The organism is Pseudomonas vancouverensis, from assembly GCF_004348895.1.
Taxonomy (GTDB): Bacteria; Pseudomonadota; Gammaproteobacteria; order Pseudomonadales; family Pseudomonadaceae; genus Aquipseudomonas; species Aquipseudomonas vancouverensis.
Genome location: NZ_RRZK01000014.1, coordinates 1 through 17306, shown reverse-complemented (window position 1 = coordinate 17306; position 17306 = coordinate 1). Strand labels below are relative to the sequence as shown.

19 protein-coding genes are annotated in these 17306 nt (G+C 59.5%); 10 read left to right on the top strand and 9 right to left on the bottom strand.

Features of this window, described 5'->3' with window-relative positions; genetic code table 11:
• Window positions 1-12: 12 nt before the first annotated feature.
• Window positions 13-747: a thioesterase II family protein gene (locus EIY72_RS12710; protein ID WP_093216760.1), complete on the bottom strand. Its 735-nt coding sequence runs from the start codon at window positions 745-747 to the stop codon at window positions 13-15.
• A gap of 100 nt (window positions 748-847) precedes the next feature.
• Entirely contained in the window at window positions 848-2020 is a 1173-nt protein-coding gene (locus tag EIY72_RS12705) for an MFS transporter (protein WP_093216755.1), read from the bottom strand.
• 220 nt (window positions 2021-2240) lie between these two features.
• Between EIY72_RS12705 and EIY72_RS12700 the strand changes: the two genes are divergently transcribed.
• The 7 genes from EIY72_RS12700 to EIY72_RS12670 all read left to right on the top strand — a co-directional run bounded on the left by EIY72_RS12700 (window position 2241) and on the right by EIY72_RS12670 (window position 7744).
• The gene (locus EIY72_RS12700) at window positions 2241-4064 is read left to right on the top strand and encodes a glycoside hydrolase family 15 protein (RefSeq protein ID WP_093216750.1); all 1824 of its coding nucleotides are present in this window, start codon (window positions 2241-2243) and stop codon (window positions 4062-4064) included.
• A 209-nt stretch (window positions 4065-4273) separates the two neighbouring features.
• Window positions 4274-4897, top strand: a complete 624-nt coding sequence (locus EIY72_RS12695) for a phosphotransferase (RefSeq protein WP_132680136.1) — start codon at window positions 4274-4276, stop codon at window positions 4895-4897.
• Window positions 4870-5232, top strand: a complete 363-nt coding sequence (locus tag EIY72_RS12690) for an aminoglycoside phosphotransferase/kinase family protein (protein ID WP_093216745.1) — start codon at window positions 4870-4872, stop codon at window positions 5230-5232. Before EIY72_RS12695 ends, EIY72_RS12690 begins: the two co-directional genes overlap by 28 nt.
• A gap of 139 nt (window positions 5233-5371) precedes the next feature.
• Window positions 5372-5761, top strand: a complete 390-nt coding sequence (locus EIY72_RS12685) for a hypothetical protein (protein ID WP_093216739.1) — start codon at window positions 5372-5374, stop codon at window positions 5759-5761.
• Window positions 5762-5773: 12 nt separating this feature from the next.
• Window positions 5774-6406: a BRCT domain-containing protein gene (locus EIY72_RS12680; protein WP_093216735.1), complete on the top strand. Its 633-nt coding sequence runs from the start codon at window positions 5774-5776 to the stop codon at window positions 6404-6406.
• A gap of 5 nt (window positions 6407-6411) precedes the next feature.
• The gene (locus tag EIY72_RS12675) at window positions 6412-6801 is read left to right on the top strand and encodes a VOC family protein (protein WP_231985527.1); all 390 of its coding nucleotides are present in this window, start codon (window positions 6412-6414) and stop codon (window positions 6799-6801) included.
• A gap of 43 nt (window positions 6802-6844) precedes the next feature.
• The gene (locus EIY72_RS12670) at window positions 6845-7744 is read left to right on the top strand and encodes an alpha/beta fold hydrolase (protein WP_093216730.1); all 900 of its coding nucleotides are present in this window, start codon (window positions 6845-6847) and stop codon (window positions 7742-7744) included.
• On the opposite strand, the gene EIY72_RS12665 is transcribed toward EIY72_RS12670, so the two are convergent.
• Window positions 7713-8696 carry a GlxA family transcriptional regulator gene (locus tag EIY72_RS12665; protein ID WP_093216726.1) on the bottom strand — a complete coding sequence of 328 codons (984 nt, stop codon included), beginning with the start codon at window positions 8694-8696 and terminating at the stop codon, window positions 7713-7715. The two genes, EIY72_RS12670 and EIY72_RS12665, sit on opposite strands and share 32 nt — an antisense overlap.
• A gap of 88 nt (window positions 8697-8784) precedes the next feature.
• Between EIY72_RS12665 and inhA the strand changes: the two genes are divergently transcribed.
• On the top strand, window positions 8785-9471 hold the full coding sequence (gene inhA, locus EIY72_RS12660) for an isonitrile hydratase (RefSeq protein ID WP_093216721.1): 687 nt from the start codon (window positions 8785-8787) through the stop codon (window positions 9469-9471).
• A 268-nt stretch (window positions 9472-9739) separates the two neighbouring features.
• Here the strand turns inward: inhA and EIY72_RS12655 are convergent, their stop codons facing one another.
• The gene (locus EIY72_RS12655; RefSeq protein WP_093230346.1) at window positions 9740-10540 is read right to left on the bottom strand and encodes an aminoglycoside phosphotransferase family protein; all 801 of its coding nucleotides are present in this window, start codon (window positions 10538-10540) and stop codon (window positions 9740-9742) included.
• A 7-nt stretch (window positions 10541-10547) separates the two neighbouring features.
• Window positions 10548-11036 (bottom strand): SRPBCC family protein, encoded by a 489-nt coding sequence (locus EIY72_RS12650; RefSeq protein ID WP_093216716.1) that lies wholly within the window; start codon window positions 11034-11036, stop codon window positions 10548-10550.
• A 199-nt stretch (window positions 11037-11235) separates the two neighbouring features.
• On the opposite strand from EIY72_RS12650, the gene EIY72_RS12645 reads away from it, so the two are divergent.
• A complete protein-coding gene (locus EIY72_RS12645) occupies window positions 11236-11634 on the top strand; it encodes a GFA family protein (protein ID WP_093216713.1) in 399 nt (132 codons plus the stop codon).
• Window positions 11635-11662: 28 nt separating this feature from the next.
• Window positions 11663-12064 carry a lysozyme inhibitor LprI family protein gene (locus EIY72_RS12640; protein ID WP_093216709.1) on the top strand — a complete coding sequence of 134 codons (402 nt, stop codon included), beginning with the start codon at window positions 11663-11665 and terminating at the stop codon, window positions 12062-12064.
• Between the two features lie 139 nt (window positions 12065-12203).
• Here EIY72_RS12640 and peaD read toward each other — a convergent pair whose 3' ends face one another.
• The 4 genes from peaD to peaA form a co-directional block, all read right to left on the bottom strand.
• A complete protein-coding gene (gene peaD, locus EIY72_RS12635) occupies window positions 12204-13322 on the bottom strand; it encodes a quinohemoprotein amine dehydrogenase subunit beta (protein WP_093216705.1) in 1119 nt (372 codons plus the stop codon).
• Window positions 13323-13360: 38 nt separating this feature from the next.
• Window positions 13361-13684 carry a quinohemoprotein amine dehydrogenase subunit gamma gene (qhpC, locus tag EIY72_RS12630; protein ID WP_007971075.1) on the bottom strand — a complete coding sequence of 108 codons (324 nt, stop codon included), beginning with the start codon at window positions 13682-13684 and terminating at the stop codon, window positions 13361-13363.
• Between the two features lies 1 nt (window position 13685).
• Window positions 13686-15116, bottom strand: a complete 1431-nt coding sequence (gene peaB, locus EIY72_RS12625) for a quinohemoprotein amine dehydrogenase maturation protein (protein ID WP_093216699.1) — start codon at window positions 15114-15116, stop codon at window positions 13686-13688.
• Between the two features lie 82 nt (window positions 15117-15198).
• Window positions 15199-16779, bottom strand: coding sequence for a quinohemoprotein amine dehydrogenase subunit alpha (gene peaA / locus EIY72_RS12620; protein ID WP_093216695.1), 1581 nt, complete (start codon window positions 16777-16779; stop codon window positions 15199-15201).
• Between the last annotated feature and the right edge of the window lie 527 nt (window positions 16780-17306).

Here is a 17306-nt window from a genome sequence, read left to right as displayed (position 1 = left end):
TTTAGAGTCGGGTCAGCTGACGGCCATCAATCCATGCCGCCGATGATGCACTTCCAGCTGATCCTTGATTACCCGCAGCACCTTGGCCTCGTGTTCATGGATGAAGAAGTGCCCGCCGGCGAGCATGTCCAGCGAGAAACTGCCATGGGTTTCCTGGCTCCAGGCGATCAATTGCTCGGTGCTGGCGCGGTCGGTCTTGCCGCCGAGCACGTGCACCGGGCATTTGAGCAAGGGGCGCCGGACCGGCTCGAAGCGTCCGCACAAGAGAAAGTCTGCGCGGAGCACCGGCAAGGTCAGGCTCATCAATTCTTTGTTGGCGAGGATTTCTTCGCTGGTGCCATTGAGGGTGCGCAGTTGATCGATCAGTTCGGCGTCGGTTTTTGCTTCGGCGAAATGGCGGTCATAGTCTGCACGCAGGTTCGGCGCGGCGGTGCCGGAGGCGAACAGCGCGACCGGCTCCGGGCAACCCAGCGCGCGAAAGGCGTGGGCCATTTCGCAGGCCAGCAATGCGCCCATGCTGTGGCCAAACAGGGCATAGGGCGCCTTGAGCGTGGCTTTTTGTTCGTGGGCCAGTTGCAGCGCCAGGCGGCGCATGTCGGTGTGCAACGGCTCACCGTAGCGAGCGCCGCGTCCCGGCAGTTCCACCGGTTGCAGGTTGAGCCACTGCGGCAGCTTGCGCCGCCAGCGGCTGTAGACCATGGCACTCGCGCCCGAATAGGGCAGGCACAGCAAATTCAGCTGGGTCACCGGGCTTACCTCGATAGTTGTCTATGAGGTGAACGGATCAGATGCCCGGAGAATTAACCCTACCTGCAACCCTGTGGGAAAGGTGTCGTTCGTTGAATGTTTATTTCGCCTGGCGATAGCTTTGAATCGCCGAACACAGCACCACCGCACCCGCCGCAATCGCCAGCCAGAACCCGCTGCGCGCGCCGAAGGCATCGACCATCCAGCCGGAACCGGCAGCACCGATTGCTACGCCTATGCTCAGGCCAGTGACCAGCCAGGTCAGGCCTTCGGTGAGTTTGGCCGGCGGCACGATCTGCTCCACCAGGGCCATGGCGACAATCAATGTCGGGGCAAAAAACAGCCCCGCGACAAACACCGCCACCGACAAACCGAAAATGTTGCTCGCCAGCAGCAACGGCAAGGTGGTCACCGCCGTCGCCACCCCGCCGTACAGGAACAGCCGTGGCAGCGGCACTTTCGAACGCAGCGCGCCAAACGCCAACCCGGCCATGCACGAGCCGATGGCGTACACCGACAGCACGATGCTCGCCGCCGCCGGCTGGCCCTGCTGCTGGGCGAAGGCCACGCTGACCACGTCCACCACGCCGACGATGGTGCCCATGGCGACCATCAACAGCATCAACCATTGAATGTCGCGGGAACGGATGATCGAGCCGGCATGGTGCTCTTCATGAGGGTGCACCCCAGGCTCGGTGCTGCGTTGCAGGACGAACGCCGTGACCCCGATCGCCAGTGCCAGCAATGCCGCCAATGGCCCCGCCTCGGGGAACACCGCCACGGACAGCCCGACCGACAGCGGCGGGCCGACGATAAAACACACCTCGTCGAGCACCGACTCCAGGGCGTAGGCCGTTTGCAGCTGCGGCTGGCCGCGATAGATCTCGGTCCAGCGCGCCCGCACCATGGCCGACATGCTTGGCATGCACCCGGCGAATGCGGCGAAGACAAACAGCGTCCACTGCGGCGCCTGCAACCGCGTGCACAGCAACAACAGCAACAGCGCACCACCGCCCAGCAACGCCGCGATGGGCAAAATCCGCCCCTGGCCGAAACGGTCGACCAGGCGGGAAACTTGCGGGGCACAGAAAGCCGTGGCCAAGGCAAAGGTCGCCGCCACCGCGCCGGCCAGACCGTAGCCGCCCTGCAACTGCGAGAGCATGGTGATCAGGCCGATGCCGGTCATGGAAATCGGCATGCGCGCGATCATCCCGGCCATGACAAAGGCACGGCTGCCGGGGGCGTTGAACAACTCGCGATAGGGGTTTGCCATGGGTCCGGCCTCAACTAGGGCCTGCAAATTGCCACAACGGCAGATTGACCGGGAAGCGGCAAATTGTTGGTTGAATGTAAGCCGCCTCACCGCCCAACCGCGGGAGCGGGCTTGCTCGCGAAAAGGCCGGAACAGACGCCTGAAAAAACCCGCTGAATGAACTCTCCCCCCCTCAAGCCAGTCAGCTGCTTAGGCACTCGGCTCCCGGAGTTTCAAGGTAATGGCTGATCATCCCGAACGACAAAGCCCCATCGACGCCCACGGCATCATCGGCGACATGCGCAGCGCGGCGCTGGTCAACGACAAGGGCAGCGTGGACTTTTTCTGCTGGCCGGAATTCGACAGCCCGTCGATTTTCTGCTCGCTGCTCGATACCCCCGAGGCCGGCATCTTCCAGTTGTCGCCGGACTTGCCCGATGCCCGCCGCGAGCAGATCTACCTGCCCGACACCAATGTGCTGCTGACCCGCTGGCTCAGTGACCGCGCGGTGGTCGAAGTCACCGACCTGTTGCCCATCGGCGATACCGAAGATGATATGCCGATGCTGATTCGCCGTATCCGCGTGGTCAGCGGCCGCGCCACCTTTCACCTGCGTTGCGCCGTGCGCCATGACTACGCCCGCGCCAACACCCTCGCGCACATGGACAAGAACGATGTGATCTTCGAGGCAAGCGGCCAGCCGTCGCTGCGGCTGGCCGCCGATCAAACCATGACGATTGACCACAACGCCGCCGTTGCCCGCTTCACCCTGCAACAGGACCAGACCGCGCAGTTCCTGCTGGGCACCCCCGACGACCTGCGCTTCAAGGAAGGTGCCGCCGAGCTGAGTGTGCAGCGCACCCTGAAGTTCTGGCGCGACTGGATCGGCCAGTCCAACTACCGCGGTCGCTGGCGGGAGATGGTCAACCGTTCGGCCCTGGCGATGAAGCTGCTGACCTCGCGCAAGCACGGGGCCATCCTCGCCGCCGCCACCTTCGGCCTGCCGGAATCCCCCGGCGGCGCGCGCAACTGGGACTACCGCTTCACCTGGATACGCGACGCCTCATTCACCGTGTACGCCTTCATGCGCCTGGGTTTTGTCGAAGAGGCCAACGCCTACATGCGCTGGTTGCGCGGGCGGGTCAGCGATTGCCAGGGCAAGGCGATGAAACTGAACATCCTCTACGCCATCGACGGCCGCCAGGAACTGCCGGAAATCGAATTGACGCACCTGTCCGGTCACGGCGGGGCAAAACCGGTGCGCATCGGCAACCAGGCGTATGAACAGATTCAGCTCGACATCTTTGGCGAGCTGATGGACGCGATCTATCTGGTCAACAAGTACGGCGAAGCCATCTCCCACGAGGGCTGGAAACACACGGTGGAAGTGGTCGATCAGGTTTGCGAAACCTGGGAACAGAAGGACGTCGGCATCTGGGAGATGCGCGGCGAGCAATACCATTTCCTGCATTCCCGGCTGATGTGCTGGGTAGCGCTGGACCGCGCCATTCGCCTGGCCTCCAAACGCTCCCTGCCCGCCCCCTTCGCCCGTTGGGACCAGACTCGCCAGGCGATCTACGCCGACATCTGGACGAACTTCTGGAACGAAGAACGCGGGCATTTCGTCCAGCACATCGGCGGCACCGGCCTCGACGGCTCGATGCTGCTGATGCCGCTGGTACGTTTCGTCAGCGCCCGCGACCCACGCTGGCTGGCAACCCTCGAAGCCATCGAAAAAACCCTGGTGCGCGACGGCATGATCTACCGCTACCGCAACGACGACAGCCAGATCGACGGCCTGCCCGGCACCGAAGGCGCCTTCGCCGCCTGCTCGTTCTGGTACGTCGAATGCCTGGCCCGCGCCGGACAACTGGAAAAGGCCCACCTGGAATTCGAGCAACTGCTGCGCTACGCCAACCCGCTGGGGCTGTACGCCGAAGAGTTCGACAGCCATGGGCGACACATGGGCAATACGCCACAAGCGCTGACGCATCTGGCGTTGATCAGTGCGGCTTGTTTTCTCGATAGACGGTTGGGTGGGGAGAAGAGTGTTTGGCAGCCGTGAGATTTGGCGATGTTGAACTGCTGTCGCTTCGCAGTGATAAAGAAGATCTATTACAGAAATGCAGGTAATACAGATGAAAAGTAAGACTTTTCTCATCGCGACTACGGAACATTCTGAAAACCATTAATGGGTAGTTGATCACTGCTAGATATTTTTTTTTGCAGAGGCTCTAATGGATTTTAATCTTTTCAGCCCGCATCAGAAGCCTAATGCTGCCATCAAATGACTTGGAAGAGCAGGTAACCAAAACCTACCAACTACGAGGCCACAATATTCAGCAGATATACAATGGCGTAAATAAAGTTTTTCGCATCACTATAAATGACAAGAATCTCACATTAAAAATATTCAACAAAAACATAACAACAGAAGATAATATTTCATTCGAGAGAAAATTGACAGCCTACCTCGGCCGTCACGCCATCAATTGCAGCGAACCCATCCTGCCTGCTTCTGAGCGTGAAAAAATTTATACGTTCGACCAAGAGCACTACTATGGGATTTTGAGTCAAGAAGTTGTCGGAGAACGGTATTCAGGTGATAACAACCAGCATGACTTCATGTTTGGACAGGCCTTACGTAGGCTTCACTCCTGCCCAGTTCCAACATTCAGGAAACAGAACCCAAGCAGAAATGACATCCTCAATTTCTCATTAGACCTCGGACATCCTATCCGCTGTCCCTATAAAGACAAACTAAGAGAAACCATCACCCTGCTATTCAACCATCTAAAATCACAGGACCCACCTACGCCAGAGTTACTTCACATGGCATTTGCCATGGAGATGCGTGGCCAGGAAACGCCTTGTACTCCGGTAATTCCTGTTCACTAATCGACTTCGAGCACGCCGCAATATCTGACCAGGCAATGGATATCGCCACGTACATCTGGTGGCTGACAGATTGCAACCAATGCAAAGGTCAGCCGCTGGTTTCCTGGAATGCATTTGCCAAAGGTTATGGCGATAGCATCGAGAGACTGATCACACCGAGCACGCCGACCCTGATAAAAATCAACCAGCTAAGGAGCTTGGCATTTTTGTACAGGCATATAGCGCTCAATGAGGAGATCCTTGAGTACGTGCAAAGACAAACATCCGTTTTGATGCAGCGTCTTGAACCAACAAACAGCAAGGAGCAATTAATCGTTTCGCTTTGGGGTCACTAACGCCTTCCACACTATCCAGCCTTGGGTAACTTTTCCTACATAAAATCTGATTGTTGCAGGCTGTTACAACCCCACCTACCATCCTTGCTCAACGGGCACAGCGGAGCTGTGCAATCCCCCCCGAATTCAAGGAACCCGAATGAGCCAACGCATCCATCGCAACATCGACCAGCCACTGCGTAGCGGCCTGAACCGTGAAGCCCTGTGGGACGACCACGACAAGGGCCTGATCAAATGTTGGGAGGTCGGCCGTCAACGCGCCGCGCGTTTCCCGGATCTCGCCCAGCAATGCCTCGCCGGGGAGTTGCCGGTGCTGGGCTGGAAAGGCGGTGTCAGCCGCAGTCTGAAGAAGCTCGAAAAGTATGGCTCGCTCAAATACCTCGCTCAGTGGCAGGGGTTGCGCGGTGAAGATCTGGATGTGGATTTGAGTGAAGAGCGGACGTTGACCTGTGCTCGTACGGGGATGGTGGTGACCTTTACTCCGGATCGAACGAAGTACTTCAATCAGATAGCCGAAGTTGAATCCTAAGGAGCAGGAGCAATGGTTGATTTACATCAGGAGTTTAAAAACAGCGGTTTCTTCCACGAAGCACGAATTGATCGACGCTCCGCAGACGCCTTGGTAGGCGTGGCGGCAGGGCTTGCTGCCGATGGCAAGATCAATCAGCAGGAAGCTGAGTTTCTCAAGGGCTGGATTGAGGTCCACTTGTGCCATCTGGGGGATCCGGTTGTAAACATCCTCTATAAACGCCTCGCTGCAATGCTGAGTGATGGTGTGCTGGATGCAGAGGAATCTGTAGAACTACTGGAGATGTTGCATCAGTTCGCAGGCCTGCCCGTTGGCTCCGAGCAGATTTTCACAACGCCATGTGGTCTCCCCCTGGATAACCCTGCTCCAACGCTTGACTGGGATGGCCGGACATTTCTGTTTACCGGGGTTATGGCCTACGGTCCGCGTAAAGAATGCGAGGCGCTGATTATCGAACGAGGCGGTTTGATCGGCGGCTCAGTCAGTAAAAAGGTTCATTACCTGGTTGTGGGCAGTATCGGCAACGATCAATGGCTTCACAGCACTTATGGGACCAAGATCAAGAAAGCCGTTGAGCTGAGAGAGGGCGGCGCGCCTATCGCGATCATCAGTGAAGAACACTGGCAAAAAGTACTGTTCGGCTGATATTGATGATTCTCAAAGAAGATAAGACTTTGCCTGAATCCGCCATCGTCTCCGTACTGCTCCACGTCCCCGACTGGAGAGCCGCCACCGACTGGTATTCCCAGGTGTTCCCATCGGCCATTCGCGTTCTGCCTGAATCCGACGATTACGGTCACCTCGATATCGGCGGTGTGGCGTTGGAGATCGTCAATGCCGACGACAAGGTCGGCAGTGGGCCGGCAGGTACGGTGGTGTATTGGTCGGTGGCGAATCTGGACGCGGAAGTTGCCCGTCTGAGTGTATTGGGCGCGAGGCTTTATCGCGGGCCGCTGGCGCTCGAGGACGGTGGGCGGATGTGTCAGGTGCGTGATCCCTGGGGCAATTGCATCGGGCTCAGGCAACACTCGCGAGGATAGCGGGTCAATGGGTCAGGCCTGTTGGATAAATCCGGAGTCTGTGATGACTGAATATCCCGTCAAGTTCGCCCGAACCGTTCTGTTAGACATTGCCTACGAAGAACATGGGCCAGCCTCTGGTGAGCCCGTCATCTTGCTCCATGGCTTTCCCTACTCCCCGCGTGCCTACGACGACATTGCGCCCGCTCTCGCAAACCAGGGCTATCGGGTGATCGTGCCGTACTTGCGTGGTTACGGACCAACGACCTTTCACAGCCCCGATACCCTGCGCTCCGGCCAGCAAGCCGCCCTCGCCCAGGATCTGCTCGACCTGATGGACGCACTGGCCATCCCGCGTGCCGCGCTGTGCGGTTATGACTGGGGTGGCCGGGCCGCGTGCATCGTCGCCGCGTTGTGGCCGGAACGGGTGCGGTGTCTGGTCACTGGCGATGGGTACAACCTTCAGGACATCCCCGGTTCGACCCGGCCGCTGGCCCCGGAGACCGAGCATCGCCTGTGGTATCAGTATTATTTCCATGGCCCACGGGGCGTGGCCGGGCTCAGTGAAAACCGTCGGGCGTTCTGTCAGTTGTTGTGGAGGCTCTGGTCACCGACCTGGGCCAACAGCGCTGAACGCTTTGCGTTGACTGCGCCAGCGTTCGACAACCCGGACTTCGTCGGGGTGGTGATTCACTCCTACCGCCATCGTTTCATGTACGCCGCCGGTGATGCGGCCTATGAGCCGATGGAACAGGCGCTCACCCGGCAACCGGTGATCAGCGTGCCGAGCATTTCCCTGTGCGGTGCCGATGATGGTGTCGGGGTGCCTTCGGACATCGATGACGACATTGGGCATTTCACCGGGCCGTACGAGCGGCGAGTCCTGGCCGGTGTCGGGCACAACATTCCCGAGGAAGCGCCGAGAGACACGCTCAAGGCGCTACTGGATCTGCTCCAACGCTGACCGAAAAGCGCTCGCGGTAGGCTTGGGGTGTCACGCCCATGGCGCGGAGGAAGCTGCGGCGCAGGGTTTCTTCGCTGCCGAAACCGCATTGCACCGCGACCCGCTTAATCGGCACTCCCGTATCACTGAGCAGGCGCCGCGCGGTTTCCACGCGGATGCGCTCGATGGCCCGCGCCGGGGTCTGGCCGGTATCGGCGCGGTAATGGCGGACGAAGCTGCGTTCGCTCATCCCGGCCTGCAAAGCCAGGGTTGGGATACCAAGATCTTGGGTGAGGTTTTCGCTGATCCAGGCGTGAAGCTCGTCGAATCGGTTGCCTTCCTTCTGCAAGGACAGAGTAACGCTGTATTGCGATTGACCGCCCGGGCGCTTGAGAAACACCACCAACTGCCGGGCGACTTCCAGGGCCATGCTGCGCCCCAGGTCCTGTTCGACCATGGCCAATGCCAGGTCGATGCCTGCCGTGACCCCGGCCGAGGTCCAGACCGGGCCGTCGTTGATAAAAATCGGGTTGGGCTCGACGCGCAATCGCGGGTGCTGTTGCGCCAGTTGCTCGCAGCGGGTCCAGTGGGTGACCACGCGCCGACCATCGAGCCAACCGCTGGCAGCCAGCAGAAATGCCCCGGTACAGACCGAAGAGACTCGCCGGCATTCGCGGGCATGCTCACGCACCCAAGTCACCAGCGGCGCATCCTCCGCCGCCGCGTACACACCCCAGCCCCCGGCGATGATCAAAGTATCGCTGCCCTGTTCGGGCAACGGCTCGGCCAGCAGCGCCAGCCCCGCCGACGACATCACTGCCCCGCCGCCACTGGCGATCACAGTCGGTGCATAAGGTGCCGGCAGACCTTGCTGGCGGGCAATGTCGTTGGCCGAGGCGAATACCTGCAGCGGCCCGGTGACGTCGAGCAACTGCACGTTGGCGAAGGCAAGGACATGAATGGATTTCGGCATTTGGCGTAATTCGTGGGGATATTGGCGTATACGCCAAATCCTAGAAGTCTAGAGTGAAGTCGTCCACCCATTTCAGGAGAAAGGCGTCATGACGTTGCAGATCGGTTTTCTGTTGTTTCCCCAGGTTCAACAACTGGACCTGACGGGTCCTTACGATGTGCTGGCTTCGCTGCCGGACGTGAAGGTGCACCTGATCTGGAAGGACCTGGTGCCGGTCATCGCCAGCACCGGCCTGGTGTTGAAGCCGACCACGACCTTTGCCGACTGTCCGGCGCTGGATGTGATCTGCGTGCCCGGCGGCAGCGGTGTCGGTGCCTTGATGGAGGATGAAGAAACCCTGGCGTTCCTCAAGGCTCAGGCCGCCAATGCGCGCTATGTCACTTCGGTTTGCACCGGTTCACTGGTGCTGGGCGCGGCGGGCTTGCTGAAAGGCAAACGGGCGACCACCCATTGGGCCTATCACGAATTGCTGCCGACCCTGGGCGCAACCCCGGTGAAGGAACGGGTGGTGCGTGATGGCAACCTGTTCACCGGCGGCGGCATCACCGCTGGTATCGATTTCGCCCTGACCCTGGCCGCAGAACTTTATGACAAGGCCACCGCCGAGCGGGTGCAGCTGCAGCTGGAATACGCGCCGGCACCACCCTTTGATGCGGGCAGCCCTGCCACCGCGCCGGCCAGTGTGCTGGAAGTTGCACGCCAACAGGCGGCCGACTCGCTGAAACTGCGCAGGGTAATCACCGAACGTGCTGCGGCAAAGCTCAATCTTCAATGAACACATGGCTGTGGGATTGCGGTTTCCACAGCCATGGTTTTTCCTGCGCCCACAAAAAAACCCGCCGAAGCGGGTTTTTCCAAGACCATGACGACTCCTTGTCGCAGCAATCCTTGCCTATGGCCGATCATCCGTGATCCTGAGCACTTCCTGTGCTTCAGTGGGTAAGGCTAGGTTACGCATCGGATCCAATGCGTAACAGGCGATATAGTTACCAACCCATGTAAGACATTCGCTATAAGCCGACTTCCGAAAACCCTTAGAGGCTTCAGGCACCTAGCCTGGAGGTCGCGAGTTTCGCGACTTGCATCTGATTGTGCGCGGCTCGCTCGTCATCGTCTTCGAGAAACCAGGCCGCGGACAGCCCGGCAAACGCCAGGACCCATTGCAGCAAACGCCGAGGCTCAAGCCCGGCCGCTTCAGCCACAACGGCCATTTGCCGGTCGAAACGTCGCGGATCGGTCACCGTGGGCAGATCGGGGTTGCAAATCAGGTTGGCATAATCGAAACCTCGCTCGCCAGTCACCCGCTTGGGGTCGATGGCCAGCCAGCCACGGGGGCCGAAATCGAGGAGATTGTCGTGATGCATGTCGCCATGCAGGACCACGCAATCCTGGGGTTCAGCCAGCAAGGCTTCGGCGGTCGCCAGGCTCAAGGCGTACGCGCCACCCCGAATTGTTGCGACCGCTCGCAAAGAGGCAAACCAGGGGGCCAGGGGTACCAGCAGCGGTGGCGGGGTCGGACGTGGGGCATGCAGTCGTGCCAGTGCGGCACACAGGATGCGACTGGCTTCGTCATCCCGGCCATTGAGGGCCATGTGCATCAGCGATCGCTGGCCCATGCCGCGCTCCATCAGCAGGCCGTCACCATGATGACCATAGACGCGGGCTGCGCCCTCTCCGTCCCACCAGCTCATCAGCAGGTTGCCGACCTTTTCATCGGCATCCACTGCAATCTTCAGCATGGCCGGCAACTCGTTCAGACGCACCGGTAACAAGCGGCTGCCAGGCGTGATGATCGGCTCGCCGTCCGCCACCAGCGCCCAGCGCTCCAGCCAGGGGTCGAACAGGGCGCTATCAACCACCCTGACGCTCGTGGGCCCTGGCGCTGTCGATCAGGAACTGTTCGATGTTGTTCATTTGCTCATCCCAGCCGCGGCTGTCCATGCGGAAGGCTTTTTCGCGACGGGTATCGGGAATGTGGTCGAACCCGGATTCGGAGACCTTGAGCAAGGTGCCACCGTCCAGGTCTTCCAGTTCGAATTTCACCAGGGTGGTGGGTTCCTGGGAGTAGTCGATTTCCGGGTTGACGGCATACGGATGCCAACGGAATGAGAACAGCCGTTCCGGCTCGACGCGCTCCACCAGCACGTTCCAGCGCAGGTGTTCATAGCCGGGGTAGGTGATTTGCCCTTGGGTCCACTCGCCGGCGACAAACCGCTTGCCCTCCAGTGCGACACCAAACCACTGGCCGAAGATCTCGGCATTGGCCAGCACGCGCCACACCTGAGAACGCTTGACCTTGAGCGGGACTTTCCTTTCGATGCGATCAGATATCGGGTTCATCAGTCACCTCCTGTACTTGAACAGTAGGACAGTAAGACCACAAGACCAACCCTAAAGTTGTACCAATCGAGGCTCTCGATCAACCTTGCAGGGGATATACGGTTGATTTTATGAAGATAAGTTCTGGAACAGAGCAATGGCACGGAGCGCAAAACTGCTAAGGTTTGCCGTCGAAATGGCCCCGAAACGGAGTTCACCCATGAAAAAACTGCGCGGCAGTTGCCTGTGCAAGGCTATCGAATACGAAGTCGATGGCCTCGACATGCCCATCAGCCACTGTCATTGCCACACCTGTCGCAAGGCCCATGCGGCAGCCTTTGCGTCCACGGCCGGGGTAATGCGCGAGCACTTTCGCTGGACCAAAGGCCAGGAGCGTCTGAGTCACTTCGAGTCATCGCCGGGCAAGTTTCGGCACTTCTGCCCGGCCTGTGGTTCGCATTTGATGGCCGAACGGCTGACACAACCCCATGTGATTGTACGTGTCGCCACATTGGACGATGATCCGGGCATGACGCCCCAGGCGCATATCTGGACATCCCATGACGTGCCCTGGCTTGCGCACGAAACCGTTGAAAAACACCCGCAATGGCAGGGATGACCCCGTGAACACCACAGCGAGAAACCTCATGCACCCACGTTTTCTTCTGGCATTAGCCCCATTGATGTTCACCTCCATGGCCTTCGCCCTCGACTGTGACAACGCCAGCGACCAGGCCACGATGAACCAGTGCGCAGCGCAACAGAATGCGGCGGCGGACAAGGAACTGAATGCGCTTTACCAGCAGATCACTGCGCGCCTGAAGAGCAACCCGGACAGCAAGAAGCTGCTGGTCAGTGCGCAACGTTCGTGGGTGGCGTTTCGTGATGCCGAATGTACTTTTTCGGCGTCTGCGGTGAAGGGCGGCAGTGTGTACCCGCTGATCTACAGCAACTGCACCACGGAATTGACCAAGGCGCGGGTGCAGACGTTCAAGCAGTACCTGAAGTGCCAGGAGGGGGATTTGAGTTGCCCGGTGCCGGGGATTTGATGCTGTTGCTTTCGCAGTGTTGCTGAAGCCCCTTCGCTAGCAGGCTAGCTCCCACATTCGACCGAGCGCAATCAGGAAACAACGCGATCAACATGTAGGAGCCAGCCTGCTGGCGAAGGCGCCCGTTCAGGCGCCGCAATTACCGCACGAACACCTGCGCCGTGGTAATCGCCATGTCCCCGCCCGGCATCTTGATGCTGCCGATCTGTTTCAGGCTGTCGGCATCAAAAATCGCCACGTCATTGAAGGTGCCCGCCAGGTAGATCTTGCTGCCGTCCTTGTTGAAGGAAATGCAGTAGTACGAGTGATCCAGGGTCGCCGCCTGCAGCAGTTTTTTCTCCTTGATGTCGTACTTGGCCAGGCGATTGAGCACGCCGAACATCAGGTTCGGGTCTTTCGGCGAGCGCATGCCACTGAAGTAGATTTCCGTCAGCGGACCGAAGTCGGTGGTTTCGGTCTTGCCGGTTTTCAGGTCGACACTGAACAGGCCGTACAGGTAGTCGGCGGTGGCCGGGTCCTGTTTCTTGTCCTTGAACTTGGCGGTGGTGTAGAGCAGCGAGAAGTCATGGCGATAAGTCTGCTGGTTCCACACATAGAGCACGTCCGGCGCGGCGTAGTTGGCCCGCTTCCAGTGACGGCTGGGGATCAGCACATCGAACTTGCCGGTCTGCACGTTGACCTTGTAGATGTCCGCCCCTGCCACGTACAGCGTGCCGTCATCGCCGCTCTGCATGATGGTCAGCTGGCGCGGTGCCGGGAAGCTGCGCGCTGGTTTGGCGTCCATGCCGGCGTCGGTCTTGTACACGTCGAGCCGCGGCTGCTGCACTTCGTAGTGGTCGTTCATCATCAAGGTCGGGTTGGCGATGGTGAACAGTTCCTTGCCGTCATGGCTGAGGGTGAAGGCGAACATCGAGCGCGCCTTCTCCCCCGGTTTCTGGGTGATGCTGGCGTGGAACACCTGCTTGCAGCTGTCCAGCTCGACGCCATAGACATCCGCATAGTGATTGTTCAACACATAAGCGGTCTTGCGATCCGGCGACAACTGTACGGTGCCCGGGCCAAACGAGTCGGGCATCTTGCAGGTCTTGAACACGCTGTCGGTGGCCAGGTCGATCACGTTCAGGTTGTTCGGGTAATTGGTGGTCAACATGTACTCGTGACCGTCTTGCAACGCGGTGTTTTCATCGGCGAAAACCGAGAGCGAACAGGTGCTCAGAACCGCGAACGCGGCCAGGCCGCAAGCTTTCAAATTTTGCATGCTGGAATCCTTCTTATGTACCGCTTTTTCTACGGGCATCACTTGTCTTTGGGGAAGACAGTGCCGAGGTTTCGCCAGTTTTCGTTGGACGCCTGGGCATCCTTGTTCCAGTCCGGGTAGGTGCTCATCATGTCCGGCACCTGGGCAGGCCACCAGCAAGGGTCGGAGCAGCCATACAAGTCGGCTTCCATCGGCTGGCACAGCGAGGACACACCGCCGAACGCATCGATTTCCCAACCTGGGTCGGTGGTCGAGGCGCAACCGGCTACCGAGCTCATGGCGACCACTTCTTCAATGCGGTTCTCGTCCGCGGCCTGATCCAGCTTCAACGCTTTGTTATTGATTGCCTTGAGATGTTTCATGTCAGTGAGCCTTGCGCGGAGTGATGTAACTGCTGATGAAGGCAGGGTTTTGGGCCATGATCCGGGTGTAGACCTCGATGCCGAAGTCGACCCAGTCACGCATCAGTTCGCAGTAGTGATAGGTCGGGTGAGTCGGGTCGCCGTAGCGCGCGTAGCTCTCGTGGTAGCAGCCACCGGAGCACAGGTTGCGGATCTGGCAGTCTTCACAGCCGGTGTTGGTGCGATCGAGGCGCTGGGACAGAAAGTCATTCAGCTCCACCTGTTTCACGCCGCTGTGCACGTTGCCAAAGGTCGGCAGACTGGAACCGGTGAAGCGGTGGCACAGGTTCAGTTCACCCTTGTGATCGACCGCCAGCATCTTCAGGCCCGCACCGCATGGCAGGGCTTTCTTGTGGCCTTCGTGGATGTCGGTGATCAACTGGTGCAGGTTGGAGAAACCGATGTTGCGGTGCTCTAAAGCGGCTTCCAGATAACGGCGGCCGAGGGCCTTCATGTTGGCGAACACCTGCACCAGTTCATCGCTGGTGAGGTTGAAGCTGCTGATGTCGCCGGAGGTCACCGGGGCAAAACCGACTTCGGCAAAACCCAGTTCGTTGAACAGGTGATCCCAGATGGTTTCGACGTCGGTGACACCGGTGGTCAGGGTCACACGGGCGCCCACCGGACGGCTGTTATAGCGTGACAGCAGCATCTCGGCCTTGCGCCGCACCACGTCATAGGTGCCCTGCCCGCCCACGGTGATGCGGTTGCGGTCGTGCACGGTTTTCGGCCCGTCGATGCTCACCGATAAACCAAAACGGTGGGCATTGAGGTAGTCCACGGTTTCTTCGGTGAGCAGCGTGGCGTTGGTGGTCATGACGAACTCGACGAACTTGCCGGCCTCGGCAAAACGCTTCTCGCAATAGTCGACCATGTATTCGATCAGCTTGCGATTGCTCAGCGGCTCGCCACCGAAGAACACCACGGTGAAACGCTCTTCGTCCGGGGATTCCTTGAGCAGCATTTCCACCGACGCGATGGCGGTTTCAACGTCCATCTTCTTGCCGGCCGACGGCTTGTCGAGGTCTTCCTTGTAGCAGTAGGTGCAGCTCAGGTTGCAGCCGGTATTGACGTTGAGCACCACGGTGTTGATCGCGGTGCGCTCGACCCGTTTGGTGGCGATGTCGGGGGTCAGCGGCGAGCCGTCGCTGACCAATTCCAGGGCCATCAGCTCGCGCAGGGTTTCAGTGATTTCCTCGCCGTTGAAACGCCCGTCGAGGCGCTGGATCAGGTCGTCCGAGGAACAACCTGGGCCACGCAGGGTATCGATGATGGTGCCCGTCAGCTCATCGCTGGCAAACAGCGAACTGCTGGGGATGTGAAACAGCATGCGGTCGGCATCGACCTGCACTTCGTGCAGATTGCGTTCGACCAGATTCAAGATAGCGCCCATTGCAAACCTCCTGTGCAAGCCCCGGTTTCCAGGGCTTGCGCTCATTCCGAAAAATGTCTGAATCGCTGCTGTTCAGGCCAACTCAAGGAATGGGCGGGTTGTTCCAGCGTTGCACGGTCACGATCATGTGGCCTTCGCCGGTCAGGGATTTTCCTGCGTCGTCGACGGCGGCGATCACCTTGAGGTTGCCGGCGTTGTTGGTGGACATCTTACGTGCCGGGTTCGGCCCGGCATCGCCCGGTGTGAACACGCCGGTGTCGGCCTGCATGGTGCCGGCGAACTTGACGTCTTCGTCCTCCTTGGCGCGGTCGTCGAAGGCTTCGACTTTCCACTGCGCCGGGAACACGCCGATGCGGTACGGCTTGCCATCGGCGCCCTTGCCCCAGGCCTCGGCGTCGAAACGACCCTGGACCTTCGGCGTCGAACCACCGCCCTCACCGATGCGCGCCACCGAGAACTCAGGCACGACTTTTACCGCATCGATCTTGCTGTAGACCGACAGGCTTGGACCTTTGAGCGAACCGACCATTACCGCGCGCGCACCCGGTTGGGCATTGGCCGCGGCCTTGAGTTTGACCTTGATCTGTTCCGGGCTCTGCGAGACGACTTCGACCACTTCGACGCCTTTGCCAAAATCAGGCTTGCCGGTCAGACCGCTGCCGATCAGGGTGACTTCAGTTTCGCTGCCGGCTTTCAGATAGCCCGGCTGCACGGCCAACAAGCGCTGGGAACCCTGTTTGGCGGCAACGAAGTCCAGACCGCGTTCATCGTGCTCGGCCTCGAACATCCGGCCCTGCATGGCATTGCCTTGTGCAGCGAACACCTGGCGCATGGTCACACCATCGATGGTGACGTTGCCGCGCCATTCGTAGCCGGTGTAGAGAATCGCGCTGCCGTCGCCATTGAACGGCGAACCGTCGGCGTATTGGCCTTTGACGCTGACCTTGAAGGTGTCCTTGCCGTCGGTGGTCACGCTCATCACACCGGCCAGTTCGCCCTTGCCCGGCAAGTGACCGCTGAAGCTCCAGTCACCGACCAGGGTCTCGGCTTTCGGCGCCGCGCTCTGCCATTTTTTCCAGGCCGGGTTGTCCAGCGGATAACGCTTGGCCAGCAGCGGCACCATGTCCTTGCGGGCGATGTCGAACCAGTCGCGATCCCGTGCCAGTGCCTGGTACTCCAGTGACGGCCATTGACCGAGGTGGAAGTTCACCAGACGCTCCCACTCCTGTGCCGGACGCCGTTGCAGGGCGATACGCGCACCGGAGTGACAGCGACCACACATCTGACTGGTCTGCTCGTCGAAATGCTCGACGGTATTGAGCCGACGCTCCAGCGCATAACGCACGCCATCGGTTTCGCTCGGTGCCAGGCCCTGGGTGTCGGCCAGGTACTTGACCAGCGTCCGACGGTCGTCATCGCTGATCTGCAGACCATGCATGGTCTGCATCCGGGCAATACTCATCAGCCAGCCTTCCGGCGTCTTGCGCTGGTGGCTGATACGGCTGAGGCTTTCATTGGCTTCGGGGGTGTGACAGCCCTGACAGGTTTCCTTGAGGATGGTCTGGGCGTCTCGGGCAGCCAGGCTGTGAGGCGAATGCAGCGCTACGCAAGCCGCTACGGCCAGCAGGCTGGCGCTCATGCCTGATCGGAGTTTTCTCTTCATCAACGTCGAACCTCGCACGGTGCGTTCTTATTTTTGTGGCTTATCGTTTTTATGGTTTCTGCCGTCGGCGGCTAGCCGCTGACGGAGGCAAGAGAAACGTCTGCGATGAGCAATACACGGAGCGTGCCAGCTTATGAATATTTCGTTGAATCAATGGGTTGTGGGTAATGGATGAAGTTTTTACCCGAGCGTCAGCGGTGTTCCACGTTTTATTTCGCGACAGCTGTTTCACTCTGAGACGAGCATAGGTGAGGGTTGATGAGGGGGGATGACCACCTATCATTTTGCGCGCGTTGCGGGTTGGGTTGGGTTGGGTTGGGTTGGGTTGGGAGTTCAGATCCGTTTCTTCGGTAATGGCTGCTTATGGTTCCGCCCTTACGGCGGGTCACTTTGGAAGAGCGTGTATGGACCGGACACATGGTGGACACATGTGCGGGGACATGGTGGACACATTATGAACCATAGTCAGGTTTGCTCACGTCGAACGTTCTTAGGAAGTGATGGCAGAAGTAGACGTCAAAGAGTCC